This is a genomic window from Cupriavidus sp. GW821-FHT02F09 (assembly GCF_059421605.1).
This window is the reverse complement of record NZ_JBWKVH010000022.1, coordinates 80,597-93,645: the sequence shown is the minus strand read 5'-3', so window position 1 is coordinate 93,645 and position 13,049 is coordinate 80,597. Positions and strand designations below refer to the sequence as shown.

At 66.4% G+C, this 13,049-nt stretch carries 13 protein-coding genes; 5 read left to right on the top strand and 8 right to left on the bottom strand.

The window, feature by feature from the left end; all coding sequences use genetic code 11:
- Nucleotides 1–34 precede the first annotated feature (34 nt).
- The 4 genes from AC07XB_RS23155 to AC07XB_RS23140 all read right to left on the bottom strand — a co-directional run bounded on the left by AC07XB_RS23155 (nucleotide 35) and on the right by AC07XB_RS23140 (nucleotide 3,627).
- Nucleotides 35–919 (bottom strand): mechanosensitive ion channel family protein, encoded by an 885-nt coding sequence (locus AC07XB_RS23155; protein ID WP_492830032.1) that lies wholly within the window; start codon nucleotides 917–919, stop codon nucleotides 35–37.
- A gap of 46 nt (nucleotides 920–965) precedes the next feature.
- Complete coding sequence (locus tag AC07XB_RS23150) at nucleotides 966–1,499, bottom strand: hypothetical protein (protein WP_492371922.1); 534 nt, start codon at nucleotides 1,497–1,499, stop codon at nucleotides 966–968.
- Between the two features lie 90 nt (nucleotides 1,500–1,589).
- The gene (locus tag AC07XB_RS23145) at nucleotides 1,590–1,970 is read right to left on the bottom strand and encodes an asparagine synthase-related protein (protein ID WP_492371921.1); all 381 of its coding nucleotides are present in this window, start codon (nucleotides 1,968–1,970) and stop codon (nucleotides 1,590–1,592) included.
- A 403-nt stretch (nucleotides 1,971–2,373) separates the two neighbouring features.
- The gene (locus AC07XB_RS23140) at nucleotides 2,374–3,627 is read right to left on the bottom strand and encodes an MFS transporter (protein ID WP_492371920.1); all 1,254 of its coding nucleotides are present in this window, start codon (nucleotides 3,625–3,627) and stop codon (nucleotides 2,374–2,376) included.
- Nucleotides 3,628–3,862: 235 nt separating this feature from the next.
- Here AC07XB_RS23140 and AC07XB_RS23135 point away from each other — a divergent pair, with 235 nt between their 5' ends.
- The gene (locus tag AC07XB_RS23135) at nucleotides 3,863–6,049 is read left to right on the top strand and encodes a TonB-dependent receptor family protein (protein ID WP_492829990.1); all 2,187 of its coding nucleotides are present in this window, start codon (nucleotides 3,863–3,865) and stop codon (nucleotides 6,047–6,049) included.
- Between the two features lie 49 nt (nucleotides 6,050–6,098).
- Here the strand turns inward: AC07XB_RS23135 and AC07XB_RS23130 are convergent, their stop codons facing one another.
- Entirely contained in the window at nucleotides 6,099–7,010 is a 912-nt protein-coding gene (locus tag AC07XB_RS23130) for a LysR family transcriptional regulator (RefSeq protein WP_492371918.1), read from the bottom strand.
- 179 nt (nucleotides 7,011–7,189) lie between these two features.
- Here AC07XB_RS23130 and AC07XB_RS23125 point away from each other — a divergent pair, with 179 nt between their 5' ends.
- Nucleotides 7,190–7,966: a sulfite exporter TauE/SafE family protein gene (locus AC07XB_RS23125; protein ID WP_492811121.1), complete on the top strand. Its 777-nt coding sequence runs from the start codon at nucleotides 7,190–7,192 to the stop codon at nucleotides 7,964–7,966.
- Nucleotides 7,967–8,020: 54 nt separating this feature from the next.
- Here AC07XB_RS23125 and AC07XB_RS23120 read toward each other — a convergent pair whose 3' ends face one another.
- The 3 genes from AC07XB_RS23120 to AC07XB_RS23110 all read right to left on the bottom strand — a co-directional run bounded on the left by AC07XB_RS23120 (nucleotide 8,021) and on the right by AC07XB_RS23110 (nucleotide 10,944).
- Nucleotides 8,021–9,595, bottom strand: a complete 1,575-nt coding sequence (locus AC07XB_RS23120; RefSeq protein ID WP_492371916.1) for a peptide chain release factor 3 — start codon at nucleotides 9,593–9,595, stop codon at nucleotides 8,021–8,023.
- A gap of 136 nt (nucleotides 9,596–9,731) precedes the next feature.
- Nucleotides 9,732–10,697, bottom strand: a complete 966-nt coding sequence (locus tag AC07XB_RS23115) for a YihY/virulence factor BrkB family protein (protein ID WP_492830034.1) — start codon at nucleotides 10,695–10,697, stop codon at nucleotides 9,732–9,734.
- A 79-nt stretch (nucleotides 10,698–10,776) separates the two neighbouring features.
- Nucleotides 10,777–10,944 carry a DUF1328 domain-containing protein gene (locus tag AC07XB_RS23110; protein WP_492371915.1) on the bottom strand — a complete coding sequence of 56 codons (168 nt, stop codon included), beginning with the start codon at nucleotides 10,942–10,944 and terminating at the stop codon, nucleotides 10,777–10,779.
- A gap of 267 nt (nucleotides 10,945–11,211) precedes the next feature.
- On the opposite strand from AC07XB_RS23110, the gene AC07XB_RS23105 reads away from it, so the two are divergent.
- From AC07XB_RS23105 to AC07XB_RS23095, 3 genes are all read left to right on the top strand, one after another.
- Nucleotides 11,212–11,397, top strand: a complete 186-nt coding sequence (locus AC07XB_RS23105; protein WP_492371914.1) for a hypothetical protein — start codon at nucleotides 11,212–11,214, stop codon at nucleotides 11,395–11,397.
- Nucleotides 11,398–11,877: 480 nt separating this feature from the next.
- A complete protein-coding gene (locus AC07XB_RS23100; RefSeq protein WP_492371913.1) occupies nucleotides 11,878–12,426 on the top strand; it encodes a FapA family amyloid fibril periplasmic chaperone in 549 nt (182 codons plus the stop codon).
- Nucleotides 12,423–13,034, top strand: coding sequence for a FapB/FapC family functional amyloid domain-containing protein (locus tag AC07XB_RS23095; RefSeq protein WP_492371912.1), 612 nt, complete (start codon nucleotides 12,423–12,425; stop codon nucleotides 13,032–13,034). The genes AC07XB_RS23100 and AC07XB_RS23095 overlap by 4 nt, the downstream gene beginning before the upstream one ends.
- Nucleotides 13,035–13,049: the final 15 nt, after the last annotated feature.

The following is a 13,049-nucleotide window of genomic DNA, read 5'->3' as shown; positions in this document are numbered from 1 at the left end:
CACCGCTGCGGCGGGATCCGAAGAGGTTGGTTCGTCAGCTCAGGCGATGCGAGGGACTTGGCGCGACGGGCGCGGCCGCTTGCGCGTCCTCGGACACGCGCCACTCCTGCACAGGCACGGCGATGGCGCAACCGGCAGCTTCGAGCACCAGCTTGATGCGGTGGTAGAAAGCGAAGCGCACGTTCCAGTAATCCCCGGCGGCAACCCAGCAACGCACGTTGAGCGTCACGCCCTGCGCAGCGTAGTTGATCACCATGGCCTCGGAGGCCGGGTCCGCCAGGATGCGCGCCTCAGCCACAAGCATGGCGCGCAGCGCATCGAGTGCGGCCTGGATGTCGGCGCCAAAGGTGATGGTGACTTCGATATCGAGCCGGCGGGTGGGATTCTCGCTGTAGTTGGTGATGGCGCTGCCCCAGATCTTGCCGTTGGGCACGCGCAGGCAAACCCCGTCGAAGGTGGTCAGCTCGGTCATGAACAAACCCGTCTCGCGCACCGTGCCGGCCACGCCCTGCGCATCGATGTACTGGCCCACGCGAAACGGCCGCAGCAGGACCAGCATGATGCCCGCGGCAATGTTCTGCAGCGTGCCCTGCAACGCCAGTCCGATGGCCAGGCCGGCGGCGCCGAGCATGGCGATGATGCTGGCGGTCTGCACGCCAAATTGCGACAGCACCAGCACCACCGTGATCACGCGCACGATCCACTGCGTGACGCTGGCCAGCATCGGGCGCAAGGTGGCGTCCACGCGCGGGCGGTCAAACGCGCGCAGCACCGCGGCGCGGGCGCGCCCGGAGAGCCACCAGCCCAGGATCAGGATCAGCATGGCGGCGATGCAGTTCAGGCCTTGCTGCACCACCAGTTGCAGCAGGTACGCCCAGGCTGCTTCCAGCTTGTGGGGCTCGATGAAGTTCAGGTTCATGGATTCGACTCCGGCGATCAGTGTGGAAAAGCTGGACATGCGCGGCTCAGGATGCATCGTCGTTGCGGCGGCGGTGCGCCGGTCCTCCGGCGTCCGGCAGCGGCGTTTCGCTGCGCGCAAGCTGGCCCGGATCGAGCTGGTGCGAGAAGCCGGCCACCGAGCCGATGCGGCGCTGGCGGTCCTCCGGGAAGGTCGGCCCGCTCTGAATATAGACGGTGAGCCATTCCGCAAGGGGCGCCGGCACGGACATGCGTGTGCGCTCGTAGCCATGCGATGCGTCGGCGCCGAAACAGAGCAACGCGGTACGCACATCGTGCTCGGCACTCACCGCCGCGCCTGCGTCGGAATGATAGAAGCGGAACACGTCCCGATGGCTGGGAATGCCGTGCTTGTCGCACAGGCGCGGCAAGCACAGCGGCAACTCCGCCTTGTTGTCGAGATGGCGCGAGACGATAAGGCCGTTGTCGACGATCTCGGGGTTGGCATCGAAGGCGACGAAATCGCCCACCTGTATGCCGATTTTGCGCGGCGCCTGCGGCGTGGTCTTGAGGTAAAGCGGGTCGATCTTCAGTGTCTGCATGCGGGCGGATTCATGGTTCGGTTCGAAGAATTTCAGGAAGAGGTTGGTACGCTATTGGTCGCGAAGAGGTTGGTACGCACGAGCGTGGCATCACGTGGCATCAGGCCGTGAACGGGAACAGCAGGTCAACAAAGCGCTCGGCAGTCGGCTGCGGTCGAAGAAGCCGCGCCGGTGAGTGATGACGGCGCCGCCAGCATCCGTGTTCGCGGCCAGCGGCGAGTACCAGTGGTGGCCGCCCACGGTTTCGAAGCCGAAGGCGTAGGTGCGCAGGTCGGGCGTACCCGTTTCTGCGAGCAATCCGGTGATCAGGCTGGAGTCCGTGCCGCCCGACAACAGCACGCTCATCGGCACCTCCGCCACGGTGCGGCGATGGCCGAACACGCGCGCGCCCAAGCCGAACAGGCCCTCTGCGTCGGGGCCACGCCTGGCCTGATCGCGGTTCATATCGGCAACGGCGTGCAGGTCGGCCATGACCCGATCAAAGCGTAGTTCTCCAGCAATGCCGCACATGTTTGTGTCATTCTCCTGTCACTGGCGGTGTCCGGCCTGCCAGAGCCGGCGATGGCCTGACTTGATGTCACACGATTGCCGGCATTTGATTGAAATTGACGATACTTTCAGGACAAATGACAGGGGAATTGGTTTCCCCCGGGTGCGCGGGAACAGCTGGGCGAATCGGCGCCAGCCCTGCGTGGGCAAGGGCTGGCCCCGAATGAAAAAATTTCGCCCGAGTAGGCTTGGGAGTACTTTCTATGAGGGGAGAATCGTGCGGCACCCCTGCGTGGGAGCACGCAGAATTGGGTACGCTTTGGTGCGCAGGAAGAACGGGTGCCGCACCCGGCCGGTGCTCTGACTGGCCGGTTTGGACCTTATTTCAGGCCGTGACGGGGTGATCGTGCAAGCGGTCGCGCGCGGCTAGCGAGGGGAACAGGCGCATCCATACCGCCACCACCACCAGCGTGCCGATGCCGCCAAGCAGCACCGCGCCAACCGGCCCGAACAGCGCGGCCGTCACGCCGGACTCGAACTCGCCAAGCTGGTTGGACGCGCCGATGAAGACCGAATTGACCGCGCCCACGCGCCCGCGCATATCGTCGGGTGTATCGAGCTGGACCAGCGTGGAGCGCACCACCACGCTGATCATGTCGGAGGCGCCAAGCATGACCAGCGCCGCCATCGACAGCGGCAGCCAGTGCGAGATGCCGAACACCATCGTCGCCACGCCGAAAACGGCCACTGCGCCGAACATCACGCGGCCCACGCGGCGATTCATCGGATGGTGGGCGAGCCACAGCGCGGTCGCCAGCGCGCCGATGGCGGGCGACGAGCGCAGCAGGCCCAGGCCCCAGGGGCCGGTATGCAGGATGTCGCGTGCGTAGATGGGCAGCAACGCGGTGGCGCCGCCCAGCAGCACGGCAAAGAGATCCAGCGAAATCGCGCCAAGCAGCACAGGCCGGCCGCGGATATACGAAAACCCCGCAAACAGCGTAGCGATGCTGACCGGCGTGGTCAGCCGCTGCGCGGCCTGGCGCAGCTTGAGCGCGGTGACCAGGCAAGCAGCCACGGCGAACAGCGTGGCGCTGATGGCGTAGACGACGCCCGGGCCGGCCACGTAGGCGAAACCGCCCAGGGCGGGGCCGATGATGATGGCGGTCTGCGTGGCGGAGCTGGACAGCGCCACCGCGCGCGGAAACATGCGTGGCGTGACCACGCTGGGCAGCAGCGCCTGCAACGTCGGCGTCTCGAAGGCGCGGGTGGCGCCGATCAGGGCCACGAACACGAAGATGTGATCGCGCGTGATCCAGCCCGACAAGCTCGCCACCGCCATCGACACCGCGATCAGCGCTTCCAGCGTCTGGCAGGTGCGCACGATCAGGCGCCGGTCGAAGCGGTCGGCCACATGGCCGGACATCAGTAGCAGCATCACCGAAGGCAGGAACTGCACCAGCCCCACCATGCCAAGCATGAACGGGTCGCGGGTGAGATCGTAGATCTGCCAGCCTACCGCCACAGTAAAGATCTGGTAGCCGATGGTGGTGCATAGGCGAGCAAACCAGAACAGCCGAAATGAAGGGTCGCGAAAGACTGAGTCCGGCTCGGGGGCCGGAACGGAAGCAGGGGTCGACATGGATGGCGGTGATGACAGGACGGGCGGCGGGGCAAAGCTGGCACGAATTCTATCCGAGCCGCGGCGTGCATGCAGGCGCATGCATCACGTTCCACCCCGTTCCATGTATCAACAATGATGCATTGTCGCAACAGGCAAGACACACAGTGAAATCGAGAATGATTCGCATTTATAATGCGAGCCCTCGATGCGGCGGACGCACGGATCCCCGCCAGCGCTTCCCAGGAATTCCATTTTGCAGCCCACCTTCAAGCTCTCCAGCGCCGCCATCGGCGCTGCCCTGCTTTGCCTGACCCTGTGCGTGCATGCGGCCGGCCCGCAGCCCGCGGCCGCGCCGGCAACCGCCCCTGACGCGCCAACCCCAGGTGCTTTCAGCGCCGAAAGCACCCTTAACGCCGTCACGGTGGTCGGCAACTGGCTGGAGAGCCCGAACGAGGCCAAGGTGCTGGAGCACCCCGGCGCGCGGACCATCGTCGACCGCGAGACCATGGTGGAAAGTGGCGCGAGCAACGTGCGCGATGTGCTGCGCCGGGTACCTGGCGTGCAGGTCCAGGACAGCAACGGCACCGGTGGCAGCGACATTTCTCTGAACGTGGGCGTGCGCGGGCTGGCCTCGCGCCTGTCGCCGCGCTCCACCATCCTGCTCGATGGCGTGCCGCTGGCCGTTGCGCCCTATGGCCAGCCGCAGTTGTCGATGGCCCCGGTGTCACTGGGCAACCTGGAAGCGGTGGACGTGGTGCGCGGCGCGGGCTCGGTGCGCTATGGCCCGCAGAACGTGGGTGGGATCATCAACTTCGTCACGCGGCCGATCCCCAAGACCTTCGCGGCAAGCGCCTCGGTGGAGTCCGACATCTACAGCCATGGCGGCGGCGTGAAGACCATTCCGAGTGCTTTCATCGGCGGCACCAACGAGCAGGGGCTGGGCGGCGCGCTGCTGTACTCGGGCGTGCACGGCAACGGCTACCGGGCCAGCAACGACCACGTCAACATCGACGACCTGATACTCAAGGGCGCCTACCGCATCACGCCGGCGGACGAGCTCACCGGCAGCCTGCACTACTACGATGCCACCGCCGGCATGCCCGGCGGCCTGACCTCGGCGCAGTACGCGGCCGACCCATTCCAGTCGGTGCGCCCCTTCGACAACTTCAGCGGACGCCGCAAGGACATCACGCTCAAGTACGCGCACAACGACAACAACCGCAAGTTCGAGGTGCTGACCTACTACACCGAGAGCTTCCGCGGCAGCAATATCGAAAGCGAATCCGGCAACCAGCGTCGCCTGGTCTCGTACCCGCGCAACTACCACACCTTCGCCGTCGAGCCGCGCTACTCGCAGCTGTTCCGGGGCGAGAACGTGAGCCACGAAGTGGGCGTGGGCTATCGCTTCCTGCGCGAGGCCAGCGACGAGCAAGCCTCGCGCACGGCCTTCTATCGGCCAGGCACCGGCTTTGACGCACCCAACGCGCCGTCCACGCTGTACCAGTCACGCACCGGCGGCACCACCGCCAATGCGGTGTACATCGACGACACCATCAACGTGGGCAACTGGACCATCACCCCGGGCCTGCGCTACGAAATGATCCGCTCCTACGTCACGGACAACCTCACCGGGCTGCGCAACGACGTGAAGTCCGAGGAGCCGCTGCCCTCGCTGGCGGTGATGTACCACGTGACCGACCAGTGGAAGCTGTTCGCCAACGCTGGCGTGTCCTTTGGCCCGCTGCAGTATTTCCAGATCGCGCAGACCACCAACGGGCTGACCCCGGAAAAGGCCAAGACCTATGAGATCGGCACGCACTTCGACAACGTCAATGGCTGGGGCGGCGAACTGACCCTGTTCAACATCGACTTCGATGACGAACTGCAACTGCGCGGCGGCACCAGCGGCAGCCCGGACGCCTGGACCAACCTTGGCGCGACCACGCACCGCGGGGTCGAATCCTCGTTGCGCTACGACTTCGCCAAGCTGACGCCGACGCTCGCCGGACTCTCGGCTTACGCTACCTACACCTTCACCGACGCCACCTATAACCAGGGCAACTTCGCCGGGCGCGACCTGCCGTTCTATTCGCGCCACGTCGCCACGCTAGGCATGCGCTACCTGCGCAACCGCTGGATGCTGAACGTGGATGCCTTCGCGCAATCGAAGCAGCGCTCGCCGGGCGACCCGGCAGTCGCCAATGCGCAATACCAGGCCGCGGAAAGCGCCAACGGCGCGCTGGGCGATATCCCCGGCTATGCACTGATGAACCTGCGCCTGGGCTACGACTTCGGCAAGGCGGCGCAAAACCTGAAGATCGCGGTGGGCGTGAAGAACCTGTTCGACCGCCGCTACTTCACCCGCTCCACCGACAACAACGCGGGCAAGTACGTGGGCATGCCGCGCACGTTCTACGTCCAGGCCTCGCTGGCCTACTAGGGCACTAAGGCTGCTAAGGCCACTAAGGCCACTAAGGCGACCAAGGCGACTACCGAGGCGACAGCGCCGCGCGCAGGCTCTGCGCCAGCGCCGCGGAGGCTGGCGCGGCGTCGCGGCGCGACAGCAGCAGCACGCGCGTATCACAACGCGTATCACCGCCGGCATCGGCCAGCGGTACGCACCGCACGCCCGGCGGTGCCAGGCGACTGAGCGAAGCCGGCACCAAGGCCACGCCAAACCCTGCCTCCACCAGCGCCAGCTGCGACAGCTTGCGCGAGATCGCCGCCGCCGCGCGCGGATAGAAACCGCGCTCCAGGCAGCACTGCGCCACGCGATGGCTCAGGCCGCCCCGGTCCGGATGCGGCAGCGACACGAAGGGCTCTTCCCGCAACCTCTCCAACGCCACGCTTTCCTCGTGCGCGAGCGGATGCGCGCTACATACCGCCAGCACCAGGCGCTCTTCATAGAGCGAGTCCACCTCGACGCCGGGAAGCCGGCGCAGCAGCGGCTCGCGCGCCAGGCCCAGGTCGGCGCGGCCCTCCTCGATCTCCATCGCCTGCTGTTCGCTGGATGCCTGCGAGATCTCGAAACGGATCCCGGGGTGCTCTGCCTGGTACTCGCGTAGCACCGCCGTGCAGGCCGGCGTCAGCGGCACCGAGCTGGAATGCAGCAGGCGCACCGTGCCTTGCTCGCCGCGCTCGACCTGACGCGCCTGCGCCGAGGCCTCGGTCAGCTCGGCCAGGATGCGGCGTGCCGCCTCCAGGAAAGCGCGGCCGGCCGGCGTGGTCTCTACATGGCGCGGCTTGCGCACCAGCAGCACCACCTGCAGCATGCCCTCCATCTCCTTGATCTGCCGGCTCAGCGCCGACTGCGCGATAAAGAGCCGCTCCGCGGCCAGGCTGAAGCTGCCGGCATCGACAATTTCAACGAAGTAGCGCAACTGCTTGAGGGACGGACTCATTGAATGGGCGGGCTCATGGGACGCACGGGCTGACATCGGCCTGGATCGTGCGCGCAAGTGTGCCATGGCGCGCGCGCCGCGCCCAGCACGCTGCCATGCCGCTTTGCGATGGATCGCGGGGCGCTTTGATATTGGTCCGCGCACGCGCGCGTGCCTATGCTGTGGGGCACGCAACCCTGATGCCAATGCCCGTGGACCTGACCGCCCTGCTGCCCGATGTTTCCCTGCCTGCCTACCTCGCCATGTGCGTGGCGATCGCCGGCGCCTATGTGATCTTCGGCATGGCGGGCTTCGGCACCGCGCTGGTAGCGGGGCCGCTTCTGGCTTACCTGATGCCAGTGAGCCAGATCGTGCCGCTGCTGGCGCTGATGGACTGCACAGCCGCAGCCTTTGCCCTGCTGCGCGATGGCCGCGCCGCCGACCGCGCAGAGCTTGGGCGGTTGCTGCCCTGCATGCTGGCCGGCAGCCTGGTAGGTGCCGCACTGCTGCTCAAGCTGCAGTCGGACCTGCTGCCGCTGCTGCTTGGGGTGTTCGCCATGGGGTATGCGATCTGGGCGCTTGGCGGCAAGCGACCCACCGGCTTTACGCCACGCGCGGCGCTGCCCTTTGGCCTGGGCGGCGGCGTGTGCTCGGCCATGTTCGGCAGCGGCGGCTTTCTCTATGCGATCTACCTGTCGGGCCGGCTGGGCAAGGACGCCATGCGCATGACGCAGTCCACGCTGATCGGCGTGAGTACGCTGACGCGGCTGGTGCTATTTGCCCTGGCGGGAGTCTATGCGGGTGCGGCCATCATCAAGCTGGCGCTGCTGCTGGCGCCAGCGATGGCGCTGGGCCTGTGGGCCGGGCGCAGGATCACGCTGCGCTTGTCGCGCGAGCAGTTCCTGCGCATGGTCAATGCGGTGGTGCTGTGCTCCGGCGGCGCGCTGGTCCTGCACTACTTGCTGCGCCTGGATTAAACGCGCCGCCCTAATGGGCGGCGCTTGCGCCAGATCGCTCCGGCAGCGCGAAAATCAAACGATTTCGCGCGTCTCCATGAACTGCAGCTTGGGGAAGCGCTCCTGCGTCAGGCGCAGGTTGACCATGCTGGGCGCCAGGTAGACGTGGTCGCCGGCGCCGTCGAGCGCCACATTGTGGCCCGCCTTCTCGATCAGCTTCTCGATCTCCGCGGGGTCGCCCTTGAGCCAGCGCGCGGTGGCGCAGTCGTGCGACTCGAAGATCGCGTCGACACCGTACTCGTGCTCCAGGCGGTGCGCCACCACGTCGAACTGCAGGATGCCGACGGCGCCCAGCACCAGGTCGTTGGAGGCGATCGGGCGGAACATCTGCGTTGCGCCCTCTTCCGCCAGCTGCTGCAGGCCCTTTTGCAACTGCTTGACCTTGAGCGGGTTGTTCAGCCGCGCGCGGCGGAAGAACTCGGGCGCAAACGACGGGATACCAGTGAACTTGAGCGCCTCGCCCTCGCTGAACGCATCGCCCAGCCGGATGGTGCCGTGGTTGGGCACGCCAATGATGTCGCCGGCGTAAGCCTCTTCGGTCGTATTGCGGTCCTGCGACATGAAGGTGATGGCGTTATTGATGGCCATGGTCTTGCCGGTGGACACATGCTGCACCTTCATGCCGCGCTCGAAGCGGCCCGAGCAGACGCGCACGAACGCGATGCGGTCGCGGTGGCGCGGGTCCATGTTGGCCTGGATCTTGAACACGAAGCCAGTGAACCTGGGCTCCTGCGGCTCCACCGCGCGCGACTCGGCATTGCGGCCCTGCGGCGGCGGCGCCAGCTCGCACAAGGCGTCGAGCAGAGATTGCACGCCAAAGTTGTTGACGGCCGAGCCGAAGTACACAGGCGTCTGCTTGCCGCTGAGGAACGCGTCCTTGTCGAAGGCATGCGATGCGCCGCGCACGAGTTCGATCTCGATGCGCAGCTCTTCCGCCTGGGTGCCCAGCACGCGGTCCAGCTCCGGGTTGTCCAGGCCCTGGACCATGGCCGAGGTGCCCTTCTCGCCGTGCGGGTCGAACAGCTGCACGCGGTCGTCGATCAGGTGGTACACACCGCGGAAGGCCTTGCCCATGCCGATCGGCCAGGTCATCGGCGCGCACTGCATCTTCAGCACGTCCTCGATTTCGTCGAGCAGCTCGATGGGCGAGCGGCCTTCGCGGTCGAGCTTGTTGATAAAGGTGATGATGGGCGTATCGCGCAGGCGGCAGACGTTGAGCAGCTTGATGGTCTGCGCTTCCACGCCGTTGACCGAGTCGATCACCATCACCGCGGAGTCCACCGCGGTCAGCGTGCGGTAGGTGTCTTCGGAGAAGTCCTCGTGGCCCGGGGTGTCGAGCAGGTTGATGATGTTCTCTCGGTACGGGAACTGCATCACCGACGAGGTCACCGAGATGCCGCGCTGCTTTTCCAGCTCCATCCAGTCGGAGGTGGCGTGGCGGTCGGCCTTGCGCGCGCGCACTTCGCCCGCGACCTGGATGGCGCCACCGAACCACAGCAGTTTTTCGGTCAGGGTCGTCTTACCCGCGTCAGGGTGCGAAATGATGGCAAAGGTGCGACGACGCGCAATTTCGGATACGAGCGAGCTCACGGCAGTGGATTCGGCAAACAGAAGATGGAAAAGGGGCCCGGGGCGCAGCGGACCGGCGCCAGGGGCCGGCGCGACCATCAGCTTGCGGTCGGGGGCCGGGCACTGCGGGCATGCACGAAGGGAATCGGGCCGTATTTTACCGGTTCGCGGGACCGGCCGCGCGCGGATCGGGCGGCGGGCTGATGCTTTGCCCTTGCAAGCTGCCGAATTGCAGCGCGTATTGGCGGGTCAGCTCGGCACCGAAGAAGAAAATTTGTGCCGAATAGTACACCCATAACATCAGTGCGACCACAGAACCCGCAGCCCCATAGGACGAAGCCACAGCGCTATTGCCCAGGTAAAGGCCGATCAGCCGCTTGCCCACCGAAAACAGCAGGGCGGTGATGATGGCGCCCATGACCACGTCACGCCAGGCGATGCGGGCATTGGGCAGCATCTTGAAGATCACGGCGAACAGCAGGGTCACCACGCCAAATGAAAATGCTGTTGAAAGCACGTCCGCCACCGGCGCAAACCACGATTGCGTCCACATCTGACCCCAAAACCGGTCGACTACCGCCAACGCGGCATTGACGATCAGCGACACCAGCAACATGAAGGCCAGCACCAGCACCAGGCTGAACGAGAGCAAGCGGGCGCGCAGCAATTGCTGCCAGCCGGCGCCATGTGGCGCCGGTGTCTCCCAGATCTCGTCGAGGCTGCCTTTGAGTTCCGCGAAGGCGCTGGTAGCGCCGACAAACAAGATACCGGTGGCGATGGCCGCGGCCAGCCCGCCACCACCCGAGCGGTGCGTGGCGGCAAGGATTTCCTGGATGGCAGCCGCGCCCTGGGCACCGACGAGGCCGTCGATCTGAGCGAAGATCTCGCCCCGTGCCGCTTCCGCGCCAAAAAAGATGCCGGCAATCGAGATCACCAGCACCAGCACTGGCGCCAGCGAGAAGAGCATATAGAAGGACAGCGCCGCGCCCTTGCTGGCGGCTCGGTGCGCCAGCCATGCGCTGACCGCGGCCAGCACCACCCTGGCCGTGCGCGTAGCGGTATGGCGATCGGGCAGCCAATGGCCGATGCCGCGAGCGCGTTGCTTGGGCGGCGTGCGGTCCAGGGACTGGTCGGGGGAATCGGCTGGATTCAAGCGTGGATCCCGTTGTTGGCTGGGCGACTAAAGGGTCCGGCGACCTGCCCTAGCCCCGGTCTTTGCTCAGGCCCCAAATCAACGACACCGCGCACAGCACGAGGAAGATGATGAAGAGGATCTTGGCGAACTCCGCCGCCGCGGCGGAGATGCCGCCGAAGCCAAACACGGCCGCGATCAAGGCGATGACGAAGAAAACCACGGCGTAGCGCAACATGATGGGACTCCAATGAAGCCTTCTCCCGTTTTGTTATCCGTTCCAAGGTTCATGATACAGCCCATCCCGCGCTTTTCCCAAGCCGCCCGGGCGCGGCTCGCGCCCCGGGTTCCGGCCCTGTCCGGGCGGTGACCGGCTAGACTGAAGACGGGCTACGCGCCGTCTCGCTGCGGGTGACCGGCGCCACCGGGGCGGTTGGCCGCAAGCACCAGCCGTCCAGGTACCGTCCTCCCGCACACAACCTTTCGACAACCAGAAGGAGGCACCATGAACCGGAAATCCCTCCGCCGCCTTGGCACCGCCGTCTTCCTGGCGCTCGGCCTGCTCGCCGCCGCCGGCTGCGAACGCAGCCAGCCGGGACCCAAGCCCATCTCCGGTGCACTGGCCGAGCAAGCCTCCGGCACCGCGCAGGCACCCCTCGCTCCATCAGCCTTGCCCGTGCTGCCGGCCTGAGCGCCAACAGCTTCGCAACGGCGCGCCCAGGCCAATGCCGCCGACCCAGGCATCACGCTCCTGCAAGCCCGGAGCGTACCCGTTTCTGCGTATGGAGCCGCGCGCCGGGCGACGCGCGTAAAGCGGCGCAGACGAGACGCAAACGGCCTGGGCCGCCCGCCTTGCCGCCGATACCAAAGACGGGGCGGCACACTTGCCGGCCCCTGCCCTGTTTCAGCGATGCAACCAGCACCGGCCTGCCCTTGCGGGCGCTCATGGCGCGTCATCGTGCCTGACTGAGCATGGCCGCGCGCCCAATCGGCGATCGCTTTCATCCAGCGCCATCGGCAATGCCGCGTTACAGCGCTGCAACCAAAATGTTCTTCCTCTATCAGGGAACTTCCGCGCGCTCTTGCGCACCACCCGCAAACCGTTGACAGCGCTCAATTGCAGGGTATTGGCACGCTTGTCGCTCTGTTCGCCACAGGGAGACATAAAAAAATGACGCGACGAGTCCTACAACGCGGGAGTGAGTTCAGCCATGCGTCAGCCGCCAGCGCGAATGACGGCACGGAGGCGTTCGTATCGACTGGCGCGGCCTGCGCCATCGGTCTTGCAGCTTTTGTCGCCGCCCTTGCTTCCTTCCCCGCGATTGCAGACCCAGGCGATATCGTCGTTCTGCGCAGCGTCGAGCCGCGTATTGCCTATCGCGGCATACCGCAGGGGGACATGCCGATAGCCGCCGCTGTCGAGCCGTTTCCGTCCGCACGTTTCCAGCAGTCCACCGCCGCCATCGCCAGCGACCTGACCGACAGCGATCTCGCTGCCGCGGTAGGCCGCAGCGCGGCCGGCGCCGCCGTGTCCGGTGCCAGCCAGTCCGCCACCGGGCGGCTGGCCCTGGCGCCCAGCCAGATCGAGGGCCTGGCTAGTGGCAGTGGCGCTGGGAGCGTTTCGGGCGGCATCGCCGGCCAGGTCGCGCAGGCTACCGGCAACATGACTGGCGCCTTGATGCACGGACTGGCGCCGCTCGCGGTGGGAGGCCGGCCATGACATGCGTCCACACCACACGCGGCAATCACGCTGCCTGGCTTGCCGGCCTGATGCTTGCCTGCCTGCCGCTCCACGCGCAGGTCCAGGGTGCGGCCACCGACAGCACCCGCATCGATGCCGGCGCGCTCACCGGCGTTGCCGGTCGCGCCGCCGTGAACCTGGCCGCTGGCAGCGGCAACGCGCAAAGCAACCAGGCCGCCATCGCGAGTGGCAGCGCGGACGTGCAATCGCTGCAGCGTGCCGGCGCCACCGCGCCCGCGACAGGCGCCGTCAGCCAGATCGGCGGCGGTGCCTTCGCCAATGGCAGCGGGCTGCTTTCGGCAAACGTGGCCAGCGGCAACGGCAACGTGCAAATCAATGCGGCAGTGCTGGCGCCGGCCGCCAGCGTAAAGATCGAAGCCATCTCCGACGGCTTGCTAGCCGCGGAATCGGCCGGAGGAAGTCGCCCGGGTTCAGCGGGCCACGCAACGGGTCCGCGCGAGGCAGTCATCCAGCCAGATGCCTACCGCAACGCAACGGGCCTGGTGCAGCTGAACCAGACGGCAGGATCGGGGAATGTCTCGTCCAACGTTTTTGTGCTCCGTCCCCCGGCGGGCACTTTTTTCTAAGCAGGGAAGGAGAAA

Excerpts from the sequence above, each read along its gene's own strand:
- AC07XB_RS23155 (WP_492830032.1), bottom strand. The coding sequence starts at position 919 with ATGAACCTGAACTTCATCGAGCCCCACAAGCTGGAAGCAGCCTGGGCG.
- AC07XB_RS23150 (WP_492371922.1), bottom strand. The coding sequence starts at position 1,499 with ATGCAGACACTGAAGATCGACCCGCTTTACCTCAAGACCACGCCGCAG.
- AC07XB_RS23145 (WP_492371921.1), bottom strand. The coding sequence starts at position 1,970 with ATGGCCGACCTGCACGCCGTTGCCGATATGAACCGCGATCAGGCCAGG.
- AC07XB_RS23140 (WP_492371920.1), bottom strand. The coding sequence starts at position 3,627 with ATGTCGACCCCTGCTTCCGTTCCGGCCCCCGAGCCGGACTCAGTCTTT.
- AC07XB_RS23130 (WP_492371918.1), bottom strand. The coding sequence starts at position 7,010 with ATGAGTCCGTCCCTCAAGCAGTTGCGCTACTTCGTTGAAATTGTCGAT.
- AC07XB_RS23125 (WP_492811121.1), top strand. The coding sequence starts at position 7,190 with ATGCCAATGCCCGTGGACCTGACCGCCCTGCTGCCCGATGTTTCCCTG.
- AC07XB_RS23110 (WP_492371915.1), bottom strand. The coding sequence starts at position 10,944 with ATGTTGCGCTACGCCGTGGTTTTCTTCGTCATCGCCTTGATCGCGGCC.
- AC07XB_RS23105 (WP_492371914.1), top strand. The coding sequence starts at position 11,212 with ATGAACCGGAAATCCCTCCGCCGCCTTGGCACCGCCGTCTTCCTGGCG.
- AC07XB_RS23100 (WP_492371913.1), top strand. The coding sequence starts at position 11,878 with ATGACGCGACGAGTCCTACAACGCGGGAGTGAGTTCAGCCATGCGTCA.
- AC07XB_RS23095 (WP_492371912.1), top strand. The coding sequence starts at position 12,423 with ATGACATGCGTCCACACCACACGCGGCAATCACGCTGCCTGGCTTGCC.